At 60.5% G+C, this 2672-nt stretch carries 2 protein-coding genes; both read right to left on the minus strand.

Going from position 1 to position 2672, the window contains the following annotated elements; translation table 11 throughout:
• Positions 1 to 881: 881 nt before the first annotated feature.
• Positions 882 to 1511 (minus strand): hypothetical protein, encoded by a 630-nt coding sequence (locus FVQ81_18300; protein MBW7998482.1) that lies wholly within the window; start codon positions 1509 to 1511, stop codon positions 882 to 884.
• Positions 1512 to 2036: 525 nt separating this feature from the next.
• Positions 2037 to 2468, minus strand: coding sequence for a hypothetical protein (locus FVQ81_18305; GenBank protein MBW7998483.1), 432 nt, complete (start codon positions 2466 to 2468; stop codon positions 2037 to 2039).
• Between the last annotated feature and the right edge of the window lie 204 nt (positions 2469 to 2672).

A 2672-nucleotide genomic window follows, 5' to 3' on the forward strand; every position in this document is an offset into this window, starting at 1 on the left:
GTCTTTCCCGCCGTGAAGCGGCGGAGCGGCAAAGCCGCGGAGCCGCGGAAGCGGGGGCGGGCAGCACACGGCAAGGGAGGGCCCGTCGCCCAGGGCTCGTGGGCCGTGGCCATGCCAAACGCTTTGGGTGTGGTGGGTGGGTGGAAAGAGAGATGGCCACGGCCCTCGAACCTGGGCTGCGCAGGGGCAAGGGTGGCCACCTGGTGGACCAGTCCGCGAGCAGAGGTTGGCCGAGTTGCCGGCGATAACGAAAGCCCCGAAGGGCGTCGAGACTTGGCAGCCAAGGGACACAACCGACTAGGGCGTGTCGCGCCGCTGTCCGCCGGCAACGAGGCCAGCCGATGCGAGAGTGCTGGTCGACCAGGTGGCCACCCGCCGCCCCAAGCCCGGGCCCGACCGCCGCCGTGTGCTGCCCGCCCCCGCTTCCGCGGCTCCGCGGCTTTGCCGCTCCGCCGCTTCACGGCGGGAAAGACAGCTCGGCCCGGCCGAGTCCGCCAGTGTGCGACGTCGCACACCGCCGGCGGCGCGCCGGGGGAGCCTTTGGGCTGGTCTGGGATCAGCGCTGTTTGTGGGGGCAGTGTGGTTGCATGATGTGTGCTCGCGTGTCGATCACCGGTGCATCGAGTCTCGGGCCTGGTCTCGATGGAGAGTCGCCGGTAGCGGGTGCCAGCCGGCGGGTTGAGAGGCCGCTGCCCGGTCTGGATCCCGGCCGCTTCACCTCCGTACATTGTTTTGCGGGACAAGTGATGGCGGCAATTTTCTTGCCAGGGATGGCAAGAAAATGGGGCAACGGTTCCGACATGCCATACACGAAATCCGCTGCCCCTGGGCGCCTTGGAAGAGGTTCCCTGATGGGCGCCCCAGGCCTGCAAGAGCCTGTCTCAAGTAACGGTGGCGGTTTGCTCTCCGACGGCTGTTCCAAGCACTCCATCGGCGGTGAAGAGTATGGCGTTATAAAAATAATCGTCAGGGACGAGCGGGCTGTCTAAAAATGATGCGCTGAGAAAGGCGGTTTCGACGCGTAGGATTTTGATGCAGTTGGAGAGCGCCGGCGTGAATGCTGTGGTGAGGTCGCGAAAAATTAGCACGCCCCAGTTTTCGTTGGGGATGGTGACACTGAAATCGACTTGGATGGAGCGGACGCCAGCTGTCAGTGCGAGGATGGGTACGGTGGCGAGGGTGCCCACTTGTCCGTGGCCGGAGTCTTTGGTTGGTGCGAGGAAGTTGCGCCACAATCTTTGGTTAAAGCGCATGTAGGCGTTGAAGCCTGAGGCTGTGATTTGTTCGGCTTGGGCGTCCCAGGAGGTTTGGGAGGCGGCGGAGACGTTTGTCCAATATTGCGAGAGGAAACCGAACATGCTTCTCATGCCTGTTTGCAGGCCGGATTTGGGATTGGCTGGGGTGACCAATTCTCTGGCATACGGTCGGCCTTTCCATGTCGCAAAGGTGATTGTCTTCGCTAGGCTGCCCGAGGCGGCGAGTGAAAACATGGGTCCGCTTACTTTGACCATTTTTCGTGCTCCTTTTTGGAAGTTTTGTTTCCGTCGATTCTTGATTTGCTAGTAGTTGACATTCACGATATTGACTCCGCCGGCGGCCGTCCAGTCTCCAAAGGGCGGCAGGACCGGGATGTATCTCCAAAACCAAGTGAAGACCGGGAAATCTGGATTGTGCGGCCGAGCGCCTCCGGCGCCTGCCATGGCTTCTCCTTCGACATAGAGTCGACCGAAACTAATGTCTTGGCCTGAGTCGGTGCTCCACCTGAAGACCCACCACATTCCTTCGAAGGGAAAGATCCCTGGTGGGTGAGAGTTCCATTGCCAACCATCGATCACCGGGAAGGCGGGTAGCAGATTCACGCATCCGGAGCCCCGGAAATTCCAGGCGGCGCGGCGGCGGTTTCGGAGGTTCAGGGCGTAGGTAAGGGCGATTGCCTGTGTTTGGAATGGGCCTGGGTCGTCGGGAATTTTGACGCCTTTTTTACAGACTGGTGGTGGCTGGCCGGGTCGACGCCGGCCGGAGAATTTGTGGGTCATTCAGGGGCCTACGTCGGGCATCTTGAGTGGGATGCCGCTGGCTGCTTCGACGGCTCGGGCGATTTGTAGGTTTTTTTTGTGGATGGTAAAGGTCCACAAGTTGTAGCCGGTGATGCCCAGCGAGAGTTTTTTGACGGCTCTTTCCCAGTCGGCTTTTTCTCTTTGGGTCAGGATGCCCCAAGCGATTCCGGCGCAGCGAAAGAGATGGCGATTTCGGATCTGGCCGAGGCTTGCGACGCATTTCGGTGGAGCCTTGGCGTAGATGACCGATTTTTTGCGGCGTGAGTTGTAGACGGTCAGTGGTCCAATGTCGCCCCAATGTCGGATGCCGAGAAATCGGATTTTCGGGTTGGGGATGTCGGCGAACCATTTGCCTTGCTTGGACATCTGCGCGGCCATTGCGTCGCGTGTGGTTTCGGTGTTGGTTGGCATTATGCTTGGTCTATTGGGAGTTGGGCGCTGCGAGGTCGGAGTCGTTGTCCGCGTTGACGAAAAGGTTTTGGCTGAAGCCGTCGCGGTGGGCTATGATTTTTGGTGCCGTGCGACGGAAGATTGTGTGGTCGGCGGTGATGGCTGGGAGGTCCCATATTTTGGCGAGCAGGCGCTCCGTGTCCGGTGGTTGGGGAAACATTTTCG

The organism is Candidatus Glassbacteria bacterium (assembly GCA_019456185.1).
Lineage (GTDB): Bacteria > Gemmatimonadota > Glassbacteria > GWA2-58-10 > GWA2-58-10 > JAJRTS01.

Coding starts and splice junctions, on each gene's coding strand:
- FVQ81_18305 (MBW7998483.1), bottom strand. CDS start 2,468: ATGCCAACCAACACCGAAACCACACGCGACGCAATGGCCGCGCAGATG.
- FVQ81_18300 (MBW7998482.1), bottom strand. CDS start 1,511: ATGGTCAAAGTAAGCGGACCCATGTTTTCACTCGCCGCCTCGGGCAGC.